This is a genomic window from Tessaracoccus luoxuelianae (assembly GCF_054483915.1).
In genome coordinates this window covers 872605-886122 of record NZ_CM137013.1, presented here as the reverse complement: position 1 = coordinate 886122, position 13518 = coordinate 872605, and the positions used below count along the sequence as shown (strand labels likewise).

The window sequence follows — 13518 nt, the reverse complement described above, 5'->3', positions numbered from 1 at the left end:
ACACTGACAGCGGGGCGGCTCGGACCAGGCAGGCTTAGCGAGAGTGCCTCCCAGGCGTCCACGAGCCCTCGGGCAACCACGCATGTGACAGCGACGGCCTCCATGTCATCCCTCCCACAGTCTCGACGATCTCTGCATACGACTTGCCCGCGTCGCCGCAGGACCCCGTGGACGTCGGGCCCTTGGAGTGTCGGCGGACACGGAAAAATGCCCAGTGACGGTCATGTAGTTGCCCGCTGGCGGTCATGAAATCTGCCCGGTGGTGGCCATGGGATCTGCCCGACACGACATCCGTTGCCTGGCCGCGTCCGCGGTCGGCGTCCCTTCCTCGAGTGCGATGAGTGGTGCTGAAGCACTGTTCGTCACCCGGGGAAGGGACATCTTGAAGTCTGCCGAGGAAATCATGGAAATCTTGGATGCTTACGATCTGACTGGGTCGTTGCGTGATTCTGCCGAGTTGGTGGGGTGTTCTCATCACACGGTGAAACGCTATGTGGAGGCCCGCGACAAGCTGGGTGGCCCGCCGTCGGGGACGGCCCGCCGGCCTCAGTTGATCGACGACTACCTGGACAAGGTCGAGGAGTGGGTCGAGCGGTCGAAGGGGAAGGTCCGCGCCGACAGGGTCCACCAGAAGCTGGAGTGGCTGGGCTACACCGGCTCGGAGCGCACCACCCGCCGCGCGGTCGCGGCCGCGAAGACCGCGTTCCGGGTCGGGAACCGCAGGGTCCATCGGCCGTGGGTGACCGAGCCGGGGATGTGGTTGCAGTACGACTACGGCGACGGGCCGTTGATCGACGGGGTCAAGACGGTCCTGTTCGTCGCCTGGGTCGCGTGGTCGAGATTCCGGGTGGTGCTGCCGCTGCGGGACAAGACCCTGCCCTCGGTGTTCGCCGCCTTGGATGTCACGTTCCGCCGGATCGGGGGCGTCCCGACGTATGTGTTGACCGACAACGAGAAGACCGTCACCAGCGAGCACATCGCCGGGATCCCGGTCCGGAATCAGCAGCTGGTCGCCTTCGCTTCCCATTACGCGGTGACCGTTCATACGTGTCGGCCGGCCGATCCCGCGTCGAAGGGTGGCACCGAATCATCGGTGAAGCTCGCGAAGGCCGACCTGGTGCCCACCGACGCGAACCTGCGCGACGCCTACGACACGTTCGCCGACCTCGAAGCCGCCTGCGAAGCGTTTGGTGAGATGGTCAACGCCCGCCCGCATCGGGTCACCCGACGGGCCCCGGTCGAGATGCTGGCCGAGGAACGCCCACGGTTGCATCCTGTCGCGGCGGCGCCGTTCACGGTCGCGTTCGGGACCACGAGGGTGGTGCCGGACAACACGCCGATGGTGAACTTCGAACACGGCCAGTACTCCGTCCCTCACCGGCTCTGCGGGGCCACGGTCTGGGTCCGCGTCCACGGCCGCGGCGCGGATGAGCAGATCGTGATCACCCACCTCGACGCCGCGGGCCCGGTCGAGGTCGCCCGCCACCGACGCGCGACCCCCGGCACGCCGATGCTCGACGACACGCACTTCCCGCCCGCACCAGCCGGCGCCCTGGAACGGACCCCCACACCCAAGTCGGTGGCTGACAGCGAGTTCCTCGCCCTGGGTGAAGGGGCGCGGATCTGGCTGGTCGAGGCCGCCGCCGCGGGCACCGGGAAGATGCGAGTCAAGATGGCCGCCGCGGTCCAGCTGGCACGCCTGTTCAACCCCGCCGACGTCGACTGGGCATTGGGACATGCCGCCGTCCACGGCCGCTTCGCCGAGGCCGACCTCGCCTCCATCCTCGACCACCACCGCAGCAGACCGAACCCGACACAGCTGCAGGCCAGCGAGGACCAGTCCCTGACCCAAGGCACCCGCGGCTGGGCCACCTACGGCACCACCAACCCCGAGGAGATCGCCTCATGACCGGCCAGAGCGCCCCGGTGGCTGGGGTTCCGGTCGCCCCGCCGCTACCGGCCGACCTGGAAGCGTTGCTGCGCCGGATGCGGTTGCCCTACATGCGCACCGCAGCACCTGACATCCTCGCCACCGCCCGAGCGCAACGCTGGGACCCCGCCGAAGTCGTCAAAGCCCTCCTCGTCGAGGAGGTCACCGGAAGGGAACGCTCCGCGCTGGCCACCCGCCGGACCGCCGCCGGGTTCCCCACCGGCAAAACCTTCGACGCCTGGCAGGACACAGCATCCTCGATCCCGGCCCCCACCCAACAAGCACTGCGGACCCTGGAATGGGTCGGCCGGCGGGAGAACCTCGTCGTCTGCGGCCCCTCCGGCACCGGGAAGACGTTCTTCCTCGAAGCACTCGGCCACCTGGCTGTCGAACAAGGACTCCGCGTCGCCTGGTTCACCCTCGAAGACCTCGGCCTGCTGCTACGCCGGCACCGCGCCGACGACACCGTGTCGAAAGCCATCGCCCGGATCCTGCGCGCCGACCTGGTCGTCGTCGACGACATCGGCCTGCTACCCGTGTCCCACGACGCCGCCGAGGGCCTCTACCGCTTGGTCGACGCCGCCTACGAGAAACGCTCCGTCGCGATCAGCTCCAACCTGCACCCCGCCGGCTTCGACGAACTCATGCCCAAAACCCTGGCCACCGCCACCGTCGACCGGCTCCTCCACCACGCCCACGTCTGCCAAACCAGCGGCGACAGCGTCCGACTCACCCAAGCCCTCGCCGGCCGGGGGGTGACCCCCTTGCACTAACCCAGCCTCGACCGAGGTGGATGGCCAACAACCCCCCAGGGGCAGATCCCATGGCCACCACCGGGCACATCTCGTGACCGTCACCGGGCAGGTTTCATGTCCGCCTCCGGGCAGAAACCAGTGGCCCTTGACATTGGAGCCACAATCCCGTCCCGGTGACGGGGCGGTGGCGCTCGGGGTTCATGGCCTCCTCCTTGCGGCGGGTAGCGAACGCGACATACCCCCCCAACGGGCTCCTGCTCCTCCTCGCGGACAGGGGGCTGCGAAGCCACCAGGAGACTGCCGCTTCAGGTCGTCCCCGTCCGCCGAACTCAGCATCGGAGGGCCGGGTCGCCGGACGGGGCGTCGCGACCACCCTTTGACGACAGGACGATCCCCTGGGGTGTCCAGATGTTAGTTATCCAAGCGTCGAGTTGTTAGATAGAAGGTTGCCCACCTGTTAGAGTCAGCGGCGTGGATTATCGACGCAGGATCGTGGACAAGAGCCTCGACGACCTCTTCCCTCACCTGGCCGCCATCGCCCTCGAGGGAGCCAAGGGCGTGGGCAAGACCGCGACCGCCACCCAGCGGGTCACCACGGTGTTGTCGCTCAACAACCCCAACGAGCGAACAGCCGTGACCAGCCATCTGGACCTTGTCACCGAAGTCCCCGGCCCGCTACTCCTCGACGAGTGGCAACTCGAACCCGACGTGTGGGACCGGGTCCGGCGTGCGGTCGACGACGACCCCACCGGAGGCCGCTTCCTGCTCGCCGGTTCCGCCGCGGTGGCACCCGGGGTGCGGGTGCACTCCGGGGCCGGCCGCATCGTCAGCCTGACGATGCGGCCACTGACGTTCAGCGAGCGCGGTGTGGCCGAACCATGCGTGTCCCTGCGCGACATGCTCACCGGGAGCCGGCCTACGATCACCGGGACCTCACCAGTGGACCTGCCCGGCTACACCGACGAGATCCTCCGGTCCGGGTTCCCCGGGATCCGCGACCTGCCCGAACGCGCCCGACAGGTCCAACTCGACAGCTACCTCACCCGCATCGTCGACCGGGAGCTGCCCGACAGCGGCGTGAACGTCCGGCGTCCCGCAGCCCTGCGGGCGTGGCTGACGGCCTACGCCGCCGCGACAGCCACCGACGCCACCTACGCCACCATCCTGGCGGCCGCCACCCCAGGCGAGGGCGACAAACCCGCCAGGCAAACCGCAGACATCTACCGCCAACACCTCCAACGGATCTTCCTGCTCGACCCCATCGAGGCATGGACGCCCGCGTTCGCGCCCCTGAAGCGACTCACCCACTCCCCCAAACACCACCTGGTCGACCCCGCCCTGGCCGCCCGCCTCATTGGCGTCGGCAAGGCCGGCCTGCTCCGCGGACAGGGCAACCGCGTCCACGCCGCCACCGGCACCTGGCTCGGGGCACTGTTCGAGTCCCTGGCCGCCCAATCAGTGCGCGTCTACGCCGAAGCAACCGACGCCCGCATCGGGCACCTGCGCACCAAGAACACAAACCACGAAATCGACCTCATCATCGAGGCGCCAGACCGCTCCACGGTCGCGATCGAAGTCAAACTCACCGACACCATCAGACCCGCCGACGTCGAACACCTCAACTGGCTCGGTCAACAACTCGGCGACCGCCTCGTCGACCGGATGATCATCAACACCGGCCAACACGCCTACCGCCGCCCCGACGGCATCGCCATCGTCCCCCTCGCACTCCTCGGGCCCTGACCCACCAAACACCCCCATCGGGAAGGGACATCTTGAAGTCAGCGGCGGTACTGTTCGTTGAAGAACGAATACTGGTACGGCACCTCGCCCGTCGAGCGGCACTTCGCCACGTACTCGTTCCACAACACCAGCAATGTCACCGACGGCCGACCCAGCTCCCGGTGCACATACTCGAAATCTGGTGGAGCCCGCCCAGAGTCCGGCCTCACCGGCTCCGGCAGCAACAGGTGGCGGACCTCGTCAGCCCCGAGGTCCGCAACCTGCCCGAACACGACACCAGCCGAGTCGGCCGCCGTGAACGCCCCCGCCACCGTGTTACGTGAACACCTGGGGTGTGACACTTCTCGTGGACAGTCGTTACCAGGAAGGAACGACGAGACGAGATGTCATCGAATCGCAGGAAGTACACCCCGGAGTTCAAGGCTGACGCGGTCCAGCTCGTGGTGGTCGCTCAGCGGCCGATCGCGCAGGTCGCGCGGGAGTTGGAGATCAATGAGAGTTCGCTGGGCTACTGGGTCAAGATCTACCGGGAACAGCACCCTGACCCGGTGAAGGCCCCGCCCCCGGTGGAGGCGGCCCGCCTGGCCGCGTTGGAGGCCGAGGTGCGCCGGCTGTCGGAGGAGAACGCGTTCCTGAAAAAAGCGGCGGCCTTCTTCGCCAGGACGCAACCGTGACCGACAAGTTCACGCTGATCCACGCGGAGAAGGCCACCCACTCGGTCGGGTTGATGACCCGCCTGTTGCACGTGTCGCGGGCCGGTTACTACTCGTGGGTGAAGCGAGGCGATACCCCGGGCCCGGCGGCGACCCGACGGGCGGAGGTAACCGCTGCGGTGATCGACAGCCACACAGCCTCCAACGGCATCAACGGGCACCGCCGGGTACGCGCTGACCTGACCGCCGACGGCGTGCCCGCCTCGGAGGGGATGGTGCGCTCGATCATGCGCCAGGCCGGGATCGCCGGCATCCAGCCGCGGACGAAGAAACGCACCACGATCCCCGCCGACGACGCCGAACAGCGCCCTGACCTGGTCAAACGCGACTTCACCTCCGACACGCCAGGGACCAAGCTGGTCGGTGACATCACCTACCTGCGCACTGGCGAGGGGTGGCTGTTCCTGGCCACCGTGATCGATCTCCACTCCCGGATGGTGGTCGGCTGGGCAATGGCCGAGCACATGCGCACCGAACTGATCAGCGCCGCTCTGCGGATGGCCCACACCCACGGACACCTCGCCCCTGGAGCGATCTTCCACTCGGACCGCGGATCTCAGTACACCTCAGCCGACTACGCCGCCCTCGCCGCCCAACTCGGGGTGCGGTTGTCGGTGGGGCGGACCGGATCGTGCCACGACAACGCGGTGGCCGAATCGTGGTTCTCGATGCTGAAGAACGAGATGTACTACCGGCACAGGTTCGCGACCCGAGCCCAAGCCAGGCTCCACGTCATGCAATACATCGAGGTGTTCTACAACCGACGCCGCCGCCACTCCACCCTCGACTACCAAACCCCAGCCGCGGTCCACGCCGCCCACCACCCTCAGACCGCAGCCGCGGCCTGACCAACAAAACACCTGTCCACGAAACTTGACACAGCCCAACCCCAACGCGTCAGCGATCCCGCGCTGGCTCACCCCCTCAGCACGAAGCTGAAGAATCCTCTTGTAGTCGACCATTGAAGGCGACCCCTCTCGTCACGACCGTGCCCCAACGGCACGGACCCGACGAACCTCCCACACGCGAAACCGCGGCCGACCGCGGCGTCACCATGGCCCAGCCGTCAACGGAACACTGGCTCACCCCACAACGGAACACCGGCTCTCACCCAGCGCAATATGCAGTCGTCCACAGCGAGCGAGATTCGCGTAGACGAGCACCGAGCTCGCCGACAGCACGGGCCGACTCCGGGGACGAGGCCCTGGCGACGATGGCCGAGCTCGCCCTGCGCGACCGGCCCGTCGCCCTGCTCGTCTCCGACCAGCGCATGCCCGGTATGACCGGCATCGAGCTCATGGCCGCGGTGCGCGAGACCTCGCCGGACACCAAGCTCCTGCTCCTCACCGCATACGCGGACACCGACGTCGCCATCCGGGCCATCAACGACATCGGCCTGGACTACTACATGTTCAAGCCCTGGGAACCTCCCGAGCAGTCCCTCTATCCCGTCGTCGACGACCTGCTCGCGGCGTGGCGGCAGACCCACCGCGACGGCGAGGGCACGGTGCGCGTCGTGGGGCACCTGTGGTCTGACCGCAGCTACGACGTCAAGATGTTCCTCGCCCGCAACCACATCCCCTACGTCTGGCTCGACCTCGAGCGGGACAACGAGGCCAGGCGCCTGCTCGACCTCGCCGGCGCGGACGTCGCCGACCTCCCACTCGTCCTCCTCCCCGAGGGTGGGCCGCTGCGCTCCCCCACCAGCGTCGAGCTCGCCGAGGCGCTCGGCCTGCGGACCCGCGCGGAGCAGCCGCTCTACGACCTCTGCATCGTCGGCGGCGGACCGGCCGGACTCGCCGCCGCCGTCTACGCCGCCTCCGAGGGGCTGCGCACCGTCGTCGTCGAACGGGACGCCCCCGGCGGTCAGGCCGGGCAGAGCGCGGCGATCGAGAACTACCTCGGCTTCCCCAAGGGCGTCTCCGGGTCCGACCTCACCCATCGGGCCGTCGCCCAGGCGGCGCGCTTCGGCGCCGAGACCGTCCTGGCCCAGGAGGTCGTGGGCCTGGAGCAGCGCGGCCCCGTCCACGCGGTGCGACTCGCCGATGGCGGGGAGGTGGAGAGCCGGGCCGTGCTCGTCGCGACGGGTGTGTCCTACCGGCGACTGGCGGCCGAGGGCGCCGAGCGGCTCGGGTCGCGCGGCGTCTACTACGGCGCCTCCGCCGCCGAGGCGGCGCAGACGGCCGGGCAGACCGTGCACGTCGTCGGGGCGGCGAACTCGGCCGGCCAGGCCGTGCTCAACTTCGCCAAGGTCGCCTCCCGCGTCGTCATGCTCGTACGCGGCGACAGCCTAGAGGCGTCGATGTCGCAGTACCTCATCGCCCGGATCGAGTCGGCGGACAACGTCGAGGTCCGCTACCGGACCGAGGTAGTCGCGGCGCACGGCGAGGACCATCTCGAGAGAGTCACGCTGGCCGACCGGACCACCGGGGATGAGCACGACGAGGTGACGAACTGGCTCTTCGTCTTCATCGGCGCCCTCCCCCGCACCGACTGGCTCGACGACACCGTCGTCCGCGGCGACAAGGGGTTCCTCGTCACCGGCCCGGAGGACCTCCAGCAGGCCGACCCGCCCGACCGGTGGGCGCTGACCCGAGCGCCCTTCGCGCTCGAGACGAGCGTCCCAGGCGTCTTCGCCGCCGGCGACGTCCGGCTGGACTCGATGAAACGCGTGGCGTCGGCCGTCGGCGAGGGTGCGATGTCGGTCTACCTCGTCCACCGCTACCTGGCGAGCGTCTGATGGACATCCGCGAGCTGCGGGCCCTGCCCCTCTTCGACGGCCTCGACGACGCCCAGCTGGAGGAGCTGCTGGCGGCTGCCACGGAGAAGATGGTGGAGCGCGGAGATGTGCTCTTCGAGGAGCAGCGGCCGGCGGACAACTGGTGGGTCCTGCTCGAGGGGAGCATCGCGCTCGTCCGGCAGGTGGGCACCGAGCAGTCGGTGTTCGGCCACATGACGAGCCCGGGGCAGTGGGCCGGCGGGTTCGCAGCTTGGGACGAGTTCGGCGTCTACTTCGCCACCGGCCGTGCCGAGTCCCCCGGACGGGTGCTGCGCGTGGAGTCCGCGCAGCTGCGCCGGCTGGCCGAGCAGTGGTTCCCGTTCGGGCTGCACTTCATCCACGGACTCGTCAACACCGTCCGCCGGATCGAGTCGACCGCTCGCCAGCGCGAAGCCCTCGTCGCCCTCGGCACCCTCTCCGCCGGTCTCGCGCACGAGCTCAACAACCCGGCGTCTGCGGCGACGCGCGCGGCGGACACCCTCCAGAGCACCTCCACCGCCCTGCTCGTCGCGCTGTCCCACCTCGCCGCGACCGGCATCTCCCCGGAGCAGTTCACCGTCCTCAACGACCTCCGGCTGCGCGTCAGCGACAGCGGTGACGAGCCGGCGCCCACGGCCATCGCCCTGGCCGACCGCGAGGACGAGCTCTCCGAGTGGCTGGTGGACCACGAGGTGGACCGGGACTGGGAGATCGCGCCGGCGCTGGCGGCCGCCGGGGCGGATGTCGAGTGGTGCGAGGAGGTCGCCCGGGGCCTTCCCTGTGCCGCCCTCGGCCCCGCGATGGAGTGGGTGGGCGCCTCCCTCGCCAACGCGGCACTGCTGCGCGAGGTCAAGGAGGCGACCCGGCGCATCTCCACCCTCGTCGCCGCCGTCCGGTCCTACTCCCAGATGGACCGCGCCTCCCTGCAGACCACCGACCTCGTCGAGGGTCTCGACAGCACCCTGGTGATGCTGGCGCACAAGCTGGGCGACCGCATACAGGTCCAGAAGCGGTATGCACCCGGCCTGCCTCCGATCGAGGCCATGGCCGGTGAGCTCAACCAGGTGTGGACCAACCTGGTGGACAACGCCATCGACGCCATGGAGGGCCCCGGAACCCTGGGGGTGTCGGCTCGCCTCGACGGCGGGGACTGGGTCGTCGTCGAGATCAGCGACACCGGCCACGGGATGCCGACGGAGGTCAGCGCGCACGCCTTCGAGCCGTTCTTCACGACCAAGGAGGTGGGGAAGGGGACCGGGCTGGGGCTGGACATCTCGCGCCGGATCGTCGTCGGACGCCACTCCGGCGAGATCACCATCGAGTCCGGACCCGAGGGCACCCTGGTGCGGGTACGTCTGCCCACCCGCCACGCCGGCGAGACCTGAGCCGCCGGGGCGGGCGAGGGGCCTGCTTCATGGCGTCGCGTCCTCGCGCGGCAACGGCGGGGCGTCCCACTCGTCGTCGCTCATCCGCAGCACGGCGAGCGCGACGATCGCGAAGCCCAGCGTCGTCGCACCCCAGCCGCCGATGACGTCGAGTGCCCGGCTGGGGACGACGACGGCGGAGATGACGTGCACCGGCTGGGCCACGATGATGAGGGCGCCGACCCACCAGTGCACGAGCCCGGATCGGATGACAGCGATCCCGAGCAGGACGAGCCCGAGCAGGTGCCCGAAGACGAAGGCGAGGATGCCGACGAGACCGGTGGGGTGGTCCATGACGAGAGTCGTCACATCGACGGTGCTCGCCTCGTCGTAGCCGGCCCGCAGCATCGCCTCGGCGACGACGTCGCTGGCGCCGACCATGGCCCCGAGCGCGTATGCGGTGAAGAGCACCCCTGAGCCGAGCGTCGCCAGCACGGGCACCCGCCGGCGCAGGGCGAAGCCGAGCGCGAGCGCGCCGAGCAGCATGAACGGGTACCCGAACAGGGCGAGCCAGTTGAGCGCGGCGATCCCGCCGAGGTCGTCGGCGATCGCGGCGACCCCGGCCTCCGGCGACTCATCGGTCCAGTACGGCATCACCCACCGCATGAAGGTCACCGCAAGCGGCCCGAGCGGGATGACGACCGCGGCGAGGATGCGCCAGGTCCGGCGCATATCCCGCCGCGTCGACACGGGCACCGCGGCCGGCGCATCGGGTGACACAGCGGCCGCCCTGGACGAGGGAGAGGGAGCGGGAGCGAGGGTCTCGGACATGTCGGTCTCCTATGACTGTGAACGCGTCGATCCGGCGTCGAGCGGATCTCGAGCCGAGTCCCAGCCTGTCGATACGTGACTGCGAAAGCCTCGTGGCGCATACCGAATTAGTCGCCCGGGCGACCACCGACGCCGGTCTGCGTGCCCGCACGGATGACACGGCCGCCGCCGCGGCCCTAGCGTGTGCTCTGTGCCCTGGCCCAAACGCGTGACGGTGGCCCTGTGGGCCGCCACAGCGGTGCTGCTCGTCCTCTCGATCTGGGCGACGATGGACCTCGGGGGCCGGGCCGACGCCGCGATCACCGCGCTGTCGTGGGTCGTCGTCGCGGCGCCCCTGACGGCCGGCTACCTCGCGATCCGCCACGACCCGGGCAACTGGGTCGGCACCTGGCTCACCTCCGCCGGCACGGGGATCGCCCTCATCAACGCGCACGGCACCTGGCAGGACGCCCTCGCCGCCGAGCCGAGCGCGCTGCCCGCGAGCCCGCTCCTCTGGGTCCTCACCCAGGGCGTGTGGATGGCGTGGTTCGTGCCGTATGCGATGGTCGTCGTCCTCTTCCCCGACGGCCGGCCCTGGGGTCGGCTCGGGCGGGCGAGCGCAGTCGCGCTGCTCGTGATCCCGGTGCTCTTCAACCTGCTCACCGCGGTCATCCCCGGCCCGCTCATGCCGCCGCTCGATGACTGGCCCCGGCCGCTCGGCACCCACGCCGTCGGCTACGTCTCGCTCGGACTGCTGCCGATCTTCCTCGCCGTCCTCATCGGGGCGGGGGTCTCACTCTGGCGACGGCACGCCGCGGCCTCCGACCCTCGGGCCCGCGCCCAGCTGCGGTGGATGCTGCTCGCCGCGGGGCTGCTGCCCGTGACGCTCGTGCTGTGCTGGGTCGGCTATCTCGTCACCGGCGGGCCCGAGCCGGTCGTCGTCGGTCTCGTCGCGTTCAACGTCGCGATGCCGGCGGCGACGTTCGTCGCGATCCTGCGCCACGACCTCTATGACGTCGACCGGGCGATCGTGCTCGCCGGGGTGTACTCGATCCTCACCGTCGGCGTCCTCGTCGGGTATGCGACGGTGTCCGCCGTCCTCGGCCGCACCCTCGGCGCGGACTCGGTCACCGCCGCCGTCGTCGCGACCGTCGCGGTGATGCTCGCCCTCCTGCCGGCCCGCTCGTTCCTGCTCCGGGTTCTCGGGCGGCGGCTGCACCCGCGCCGGGCCGCGGGCCTGGACGCCGTCGCAGCGCTGGCCGAGCGGGTGGGCGCCGGGCGCGACGAGCCGGAGCGGCTCGAGGAGGTGCTGCGCGAGGCGCTCCGGGACGACGGCCTGCGGGTGGGCTACCGGCGGCCCGGTGCCACCGCATACCTCGACGTCGCGGGCCGCCCGGTCGAGGAGGCGGGCGGTCAGCCGATCCGTTCTGGTGGACACGATGTCGGGGTCGTCGTGCCCGGGCCGCGGTGTGCGGTCGTGCCGAGTGAGATCCTCACGGCCAGTGGGCTGCTCGCCGATCAGGTACGGCTGCGGCAGGAGCTCGCCGAGGCGCTCGTCGAGGTCGAGGCGACCCGGGAGCGACTGCTGGAGGCGGGGTACGAGGAGCGGCGGCGGCTCGAGACCGACCTGCACGACGGTGCCCAGCAGCGGCTCGTCTCGCTCGGCATGCGTCTGCGGGTGGCCCAGCGGCATGCCGCCTCGGGGGCGCCGGTCGACCTCGACGCCCTCGTCGACAGCGCCGTCACCGAGATCGCGGACGCGGTGGGCGAACTGCGCGCGATCGCCCACGGCCTGCGGCCGAGCTCTCTCGACGATGGGCTGCCGGCGGCGCTGGACAACCTCACCCGCTCCAGTGCACTGCCCGTCGAGGTGTCGTACTCGGCCAACGGCATCCCCGACCACGTCAGCCTCACTGCGTACTACGTCGCCAGCGAGGGCGTCGCGAACGCCGTCAAGCACGCCGGCGCGTCCCGGATCGCGATCGACGTGCGACACGAGGACGAGGAGCTGCGGGTCGTGGTGCGCGACGACGGGGCCGGCGGGGCGCGGCTCGTGCCAGGGTCGGGCCTGGCCCGGCTGCGGGACCGCGTGCACGCCCACGGCGGGTCGCTCGCGGTGAGCAGCCCACTCGCACAGGGCACGGCGATCGAGGCGGTCATCCCGTGCGGATCGTGATCGGCGAGGACTCCGCCCTGTTCCGCGAGGGGTTGTCGGCGCTGCTGGGCGAGCTCGGGCACGAGGTGGTCGCCACGGCCGCCGACGCGCCGGGCGCGCTAGCCGCCATCCTCGAGCACCGGCCCGACGTCGCGGTGCTCGACGTTCGGATGCCCCCGAACCACGCGCACGACGGGGCCGAGGTCGCGGCCGAGGTGCGCCGGCGCACCCCCGAGGTGGGGGTACTCCTGCTGTCCCAGCACGTCGAGACCCGGCTCTCGGTCGAGCTCGTCGCGACCGGCCGGTTCGGATACCTGCTCAAGGACCGGGTGCTCGACGTCGACGAGTTCGTGGACGCGCTGACCCGGGTCGCCGCCGGCGGGTCGGCGCTCGACCCCGAGGTCGTCGCGCGGCTGCTCGCGGGGGGCCGCGACTCCCTTTCCGCGCTGACGCCGCGCGAGCTCGAGGTGCTCGCGCTCATGGCCGAGGGCCTGGCCAACCCGGGCATCGCGGCTCGGCTCGTCCTCGCCGAGCGCACCGTGGAGTCCCACGTCGGCAGCATCCTCGCCAAGCTCGGTCTCAGCGAGGGCGGCCCTTCGGAGCACCGCCGAGTGCGAGCCGTCCTCGCCTATCTCGAGGTGCGGCACGGCGGTCCGAGCTGAAGGGTGCCGGAGCGGGCGGGTCCAGGGTGGTCAGCACGAGGGGCCGGGCCCGCAACGCGGACCCGGCCCCTCGTGCCAGTGCTACGAGCAGAGCGTCAGCGCTTGCCCTTGCCCTTGCCCTTGCCCTTGCCCTTGCCGGTGACTGCCAGACGGAAGTCGTAGTAGGCGTCGAGGACGGTGAGGTCCCCGGTCGGCATGTTGGAGATCACCGTGGTGAGGTCCTCCTTGTTGCCATTGGCGCACTTCGTGTCGAAGCCGCCGTGTGTGGTTCCCCCGAAATCGTGGAGGGTTCCTTATCCCGGATCCACCGATGGGGTTGAGGTTGTAGCGGGTTGCGTGCGGGTCGGAGCATGAGAAGTCCCTTGTGGTGCAGGAGAATCGAAGTTCTTGAGGCTTCCGTTCGACCTGACCACAAGGGACATCTCGTAGGTGCAACTCTCTCATACACCGGCAGCGGCATCAGCGGTCTTCGATGACCCGAACCTGATCGGGTCGGCCGGGCTGATCCCAGTCCTGCGGCTGGCCGAAACGGCGGGCCTGGGAGGGTTGGCCGATGCGCGGCTGCACCGAGGCTGAGACCCAATCCGGCCGCACCAACACATCCGCGGGCGGCGTGTCCTCCGGGTCA

At 70.2% G+C, this 13518-nt stretch carries 10 protein-coding genes; 8 read left to right on the top strand and 2 right to left on the bottom strand.

What is annotated here, in order from left to right:
* The first annotated feature begins 382 nt into the window (after positions 1-382).
* The 3 genes from istA to ACX1D1_RS03660 all read left to right on the top strand — a co-directional run bounded on the left by istA (position 383) and on the right by ACX1D1_RS03660 (position 4428).
* Positions 383-1909: an IS21 family transposase gene (gene istA / locus ACX1D1_RS03670; protein ID WP_459054235.1), complete on the top strand. Its 1527-nt coding sequence runs from the start codon at positions 383-385 to the stop codon at positions 1907-1909.
* On the top strand, positions 1906-2703 hold the full coding sequence (gene istB, locus ACX1D1_RS03665) for an IS21-like element helper ATPase IstB (RefSeq protein WP_291918600.1): 798 nt from the start codon (positions 1906-1908) through the stop codon (positions 2701-2703). The genes istA and istB overlap by 4 nt, the downstream gene beginning before the upstream one ends.
* Positions 2704-3156: 453 nt before the next feature.
* Complete coding sequence (locus ACX1D1_RS03660; RefSeq protein WP_459055964.1) at positions 3157-4428, top strand: ATP-binding protein; 1272 nt, start codon at positions 3157-3159, stop codon at positions 4426-4428.
* Between the two features lie 38 nt (positions 4429-4466).
* On the opposite strand, the gene ACX1D1_RS03655 is transcribed toward ACX1D1_RS03660, so the two are convergent.
* Complete coding sequence (locus tag ACX1D1_RS03655) at positions 4467-4700, bottom strand: hypothetical protein (RefSeq protein ID WP_459055963.1); 234 nt, start codon at positions 4698-4700, stop codon at positions 4467-4469.
* Between the two features lie 111 nt (positions 4701-4811).
* On the opposite strand from ACX1D1_RS03655, the gene ACX1D1_RS03650 reads away from it, so the two are divergent.
* The 3 genes from ACX1D1_RS03650 to ACX1D1_RS03640 all read left to right on the top strand — a co-directional run bounded on the left by ACX1D1_RS03650 (position 4812) and on the right by ACX1D1_RS03640 (position 9284).
* Positions 4812-5989, top strand: a protein-coding gene (locus ACX1D1_RS03650; RefSeq protein ID WP_459055867.1) for an IS3 family transposase whose coding sequence is annotated in 2 segments (ribosomal slippage) — positions 4812-5073 and positions 5073-5989 — 1179 coding nt in all. Because the reading frame shifts where the segments join, the coding sequence is not laid out codon by codon here.
* Between the two features lie 365 nt (positions 5990-6354).
* Entirely contained in the window at positions 6355-7881 is a 1527-nt protein-coding gene (locus ACX1D1_RS03645) for an NAD(P)/FAD-dependent oxidoreductase (protein WP_459055962.1), read from the top strand.
* Complete coding sequence (locus ACX1D1_RS03640; RefSeq protein WP_459055961.1) at positions 7881-9284, top strand: sensor histidine kinase; 1404 nt, start codon at positions 7881-7883, stop codon at positions 9282-9284. Before ACX1D1_RS03645 ends, ACX1D1_RS03640 begins: the two co-directional genes overlap by 1 nt.
* A gap of 27 nt (positions 9285-9311) precedes the next feature.
* Here ACX1D1_RS03640 and ACX1D1_RS03635 read toward each other — a convergent pair whose 3' ends face one another.
* Positions 9312-10094 carry a hypothetical protein gene (locus ACX1D1_RS03635; protein ID WP_459055960.1) on the bottom strand — a complete coding sequence of 261 codons (783 nt, stop codon included), beginning with the start codon at positions 10092-10094 and terminating at the stop codon, positions 9312-9314.
* A 190-nt stretch (positions 10095-10284) separates the two neighbouring features.
* Between ACX1D1_RS03635 and ACX1D1_RS03630 the strand changes: the two genes are divergently transcribed.
* Together ACX1D1_RS03630 and ACX1D1_RS03625 are read left to right on the top strand one after the other, a co-directional pair.
* On the top strand, positions 10285-12249 hold the full coding sequence (locus ACX1D1_RS03630; RefSeq protein ID WP_324537107.1) for a sensor histidine kinase: 1965 nt from the start codon (positions 10285-10287) through the stop codon (positions 12247-12249).
* Entirely contained in the window at positions 12237-12890 is a 654-nt protein-coding gene (locus tag ACX1D1_RS03625) for a response regulator (RefSeq protein ID WP_324537105.1), read from the top strand. Before ACX1D1_RS03630 ends, ACX1D1_RS03625 begins: the two co-directional genes overlap by 13 nt.
* The last annotated feature ends 628 nt before the right edge of the window (positions 12891-13518 follow it).

What these genes read in the sequence shown, in the direction of transcription:
- ACX1D1_RS03645 (WP_459055962.1), top strand. Translation starts at nt 6,355, where the DNA reads ATGGCCGAGCTCGCCCTGCGCGACCGGCCCGTCGCCCTGCTCGTCTCC.
- ACX1D1_RS03635 (WP_459055960.1), bottom strand. Translation starts at nt 10,094, where the DNA reads ATGTCCGAGACCCTCGCTCCCGCTCCCTCTCCCTCGTCCAGGGCGGCC.
- ACX1D1_RS03640 (WP_459055961.1), top strand. Translation starts at nt 7,881, where the DNA reads ATGGACATCCGCGAGCTGCGGGCCCTGCCCCTCTTCGACGGCCTCGAC.
- istB (WP_291918600.1), top strand. Translation starts at nt 1,906, where the DNA reads ATGACCGGCCAGAGCGCCCCGGTGGCTGGGGTTCCGGTCGCCCCGCCG.